The sequence below is a fragment of the Streptomyces sp. RP5T genome, assembly GCF_003933965.1.
Taxonomy (GTDB): Bacteria; Actinomycetota; Actinomycetes; order Streptomycetales; family Streptomycetaceae; genus Streptomyces.
Genome location: NZ_RSAJ01000745.1, coordinates 1 through 3,537 on the forward strand (window position 1 = coordinate 1; position 3,537 = coordinate 3,537).

Annotated in this window: 2 protein-coding genes and 2 pseudogenes; 2 read left to right on the forward strand and 2 right to left on the reverse strand. The window is 69.0% G+C overall.

Annotated features, from left to right (window positions below):
- Nucleotides 1-73: 73 nt before the first annotated feature.
- Nucleotides 74-355, forward strand: a pseudogene (locus EHS43_RS47230) (UBP-type zinc finger domain-containing protein); the annotation flags it as partial.
- Nucleotides 356-463: 108 nt separating this feature from the next.
- Nucleotides 464-871 carry a DUF427 domain-containing protein gene (locus EHS43_RS47235; RefSeq protein ID WP_260470935.1) on the forward strand — a complete coding sequence of 136 codons (408 nt, stop codon included), beginning with the start codon at nucleotides 464-466 and terminating at the stop codon, nucleotides 869-871.
- A gap of 965 nt (nucleotides 872-1,836) precedes the next feature.
- Here EHS43_RS47235 and EHS43_RS40265 read toward each other — a convergent pair.
- Nucleotides 1,837-2,809: pseudogene (locus EHS43_RS40265) on the reverse strand (IS481 family transposase); the annotation flags it as partial.
- 67 nt (nucleotides 2,810-2,876) lie between these two features.
- Nucleotides 2,877-3,537 (reverse strand): PaaI family thioesterase (locus tag EHS43_RS40270; RefSeq protein WP_221740806.1); only part of this gene is annotated, 661 nt, incomplete at its 5' end.

The following is a 3,537-nucleotide window of genomic DNA, read 5'->3' on the forward strand; positions in this document are numbered from 1 at the left end:
GCACGGACGTCGGCCTGTGGGCAGGTGGGCCGAACGGGTACGGTGCGGCAGGCAGCCGGGTCGGGGGTCACCGATGACGAGATGGACGCCCCGACACGATGGCGGACGGCCGTCCGGCAAGCACTGCTCCCACACCTGGACGGCCGACCCCACCCCGCTGAGTACAACGTGCCTGCCCTGCTCGGAGCGCGGACGTGCGCCGAGCGATCTGTTGCTGTGCCTGACGTGCGGGCACGTAGGTTGCAGCGACAGTTCCCCGGGCGCTCATGCCACAGCACACTTCGACACAAGCGGGCACCCCGCAGCCCGGACCCTGGCCGCGGGCCACGCATGGGCATGGTGCTATGAGGACGAGGTGTACCTGGATCCGCTGGACGGTCACCAGCCGCCCGCCGCTCCACGACCTGCCGAGTCCGTCTGGGATTACCCGCGGCCACCGGCTCTGCAAGAAGACGACCGCCTCGTGCGCGTCGAGTGCGCCGGGCAGGTCGTGGCCGAGACCCGCAGCGCGATTCGAGTCCTGGAAACCAGCCATCCCCCCACCTTCTACATCCCTGCCCAGGACGTCCGGACCGAGCTCTTGGTCCCCGCTGTCTCCGGCCGGACATGGTGCGAATGGAAGGGAGCGGCCCGCTACTGGGACGTCGTCATCGGAGACGATGTACGCCCCCGCGCCGCCTGGAGCTACCCCCGCCCCGAACCCGACTACACAGCACTCACCGACTTCTTCGCCTTCTACCCCAGCCGCATGGACCGCTGCACCGTCGCCGGAGAAGACGTCACCCCCCAAGAAGGCGACTTCTACGGAGGCTGGATCACCGCGGAGGTGCAAGGCCCCTTCAAAGGCGCGCCCAACACCCAGCTGTGGTGAAACCGGGAAATGAGCTCTCGGATGACCTAGCCTTCCGGAACACTTCCAGCTGCTGGTAGCAGAGGCGGCAGGCGGCTGGCCATACCGGCTTTACCGGCGGGCGACTGCCTTGAGCTTGCCGGTGGCCGGTAGTCGGTGGCGACTTGCCGCGGGGCAATATCGCGCACCAGCCCGCTTCCATTGACCCCTGCCCCCTAATAGTCGCCCGGACATCACCTGCACCGGTGCCGAGCTGCCCGGACTGTCCGTGCAGCGCATCGCCGACCTCTACCCAGGCGGGGCGAAGACCGCCGCAACGGACGCCGCAGTCCTCGCGGACACCGACCCGGAACATGACGCGCCTCCCCACTCGTGCCCCAACTGACCGACGAGATCACCACCGAGGTGACCGAGCTGATCGGCTTCGACCAGTACCCGGCGGCCGAGGCCCCGCACCCCGCAACCGGAAACGCGCCTGCCCACCCAGTTACACCCCAGTCCGCAGCGCGTCCTGGGCCCCCGCACTCGGACCACGTGGCAGCCACCCGGCCCCGGCGGCAACCCGGTCGCCGCGATCTGGGTGAGGTGATCCGGCCCAGGGCTCCGCGCGAGGGCCCAGCCCTGATCGACGAGGTCTTCGACGCGCTCGACGAGCAAAGCCAGGTGTCCCGGGCACTCCAGCGTCGACCTCGTGCCCGGGCCGTGGCCCGTTCGCTCGCCGCCGTCCACGAACAACGGTCAGCCCTGGAAAGCAGATCGGGCAGCAGCAGGTCTGGCGCGCGCCCCTCCAGGGCCCGGCCATCCGGCCCGAGGCGGGACAACCCGCCCACAGGCGAACGAGGACCGCAGCCCTCGCCCCGAAAGCTAGGTGTGATGTCTCATGAGGTTGGTTCCATCGCGTCCCCGATCGTGAGCTGCTGGGGGACGACAGCGGGTGGTTGCGGCAGATGGCCGAGGGTGACGAGGTATCCGGTGGTGGGGGTTAGGCTGATGGGTGGCTTCCCGCCGAGAGCTGAGTGCGGTCGTTCGTGGTTGTAGTAGTTGAGGAAGTCTGCGAGTGCGACGCGACGTTCATGCTCGGAGGTGTAATCGCGCACGTAGGCCCATTCCCGGGCGAGTGTGCCGTTGTAGCGTTCGACTTTCCCGTTGGTCCGCGGTGTATAGGGGCGGGTGCGCTTGTGCTTGGTGCCGGTTGCTGCGACGGCGTCAGCCCAGGTGTGCGAGCGGTAACATGCGCCGTTGTCTGTGAGGACGCGGCGGATCGAGATGCCGTGGGGCGGCGAAGAAGGACGCTGCGCGGTGCCAGAACGCGGATGCGGTGGCAGCACGTTCGTCCTCCAACGCCTCGGTGTATGCCAGTCGAGAGTGATCATCCACGGCTGAGTGCAGGTAGGTGTAGCCAACTTTTCCGGTGCCGGGGCCGGCCCGTTTGGATACGCGGGCCGCATCGGTGCCGAGGCCGTGCATTCGCCACTCGCCGCCTGTTGGGATGCGTCCGAGCTTCTTGATGTCGACGTGGATCATGTCGCCGGGCTGGTCGTGCTCGTACCGGATGACCTCACGCAACCGCTCGCCGGTGGGTGGGTCGAGGTCACGTAGGCGGTTGAGTCCCCGGCGGACGAGGACGCGGTGCACAGTGGCTGGGGCCAGTGTGATGCCGTGCAGCCGCTGGAGGTCGGCTGCCAGGCGGGCCGGACCGTGTTTGGTCTGACGGCGCAGTACCTCCACAAGATCCGCGATGTCTTCTGTGGTGCGGGCCGGGCTTACTGCTGGGCGGGAGGAGCGGTCGAGAAGTCCGTCCTCACCGTGCGCGCGCCAGCGGGCGTACCACTTGCCCAAGCACCGGCGGGAGATGCCGGCTTCGGCGGCGACGTGTGCGATTGGGCGTCCCGCCTCGATGCGTAGGCACAGGCGCAGTCGTCCTTCGGGTGTGAGCGGGGCGTTGCGGTGCCCTGTCACGTGCCTGGGACCGGGCGGTTCTGCGGGCTGGACGACTGGCAGCACCACGATTGTGGTGAGCCGGTCCTCACGTCTCCTCGCGCAGGCTCGGGAACAGGGCGCGAGCGCGGTCGGGGTCCGGTGCGACGAACGTGCCGTCCGTCGACACGAGGGTTGCCGAGCGGTCGTGGTCGGTGGTGATCGAGCCGACCACGAAGATTTTGCGGTCGTCAGTTCCGGTGACGCGCGCCGCGAGGTGCAGGGGTGTCTGCAAGGGGACGGGGCGGTGGTAGCGCAGTTGGAGGCCGGTGGTCATCCCCGGCATTCCGGCGGCGGTGCAGGCCCACCCCATGAGTTCGTCGAGGAGCATGGCGCTCATGCCGCCGTGGCCGTAGCCCGGTGGCCCTTCGTGAGCGATGCCAAGGGTGCAAGTTCCCGCTACGCCGTCGCCGGCAGGCGTGACGTGCAGGGGTGGCGCGAGCGGGCTGCCAAGGCCGGTGACGGGGCTGTACATCCGTGCTCCGCCGGGGAATTCGTCCACCGCGGGGATGTCTGCCGCTGTCCGGCGGGGGCCGGTGAACGCTCCGGTGAGGGTGCGGACGTCTTCCGCCAGGCGGTTCAGGGTTTCCGGGGAGGCTGTGGTGCGGACGGTGGCGTCGACGAGCAGTCGCAGTTCGCGGCCGAGGGCGCCGATCGCCTGCCGTCGGCGTTGAAGGTCCTCGGCTGCCGGATCGTGCGGGGTGGTGTTC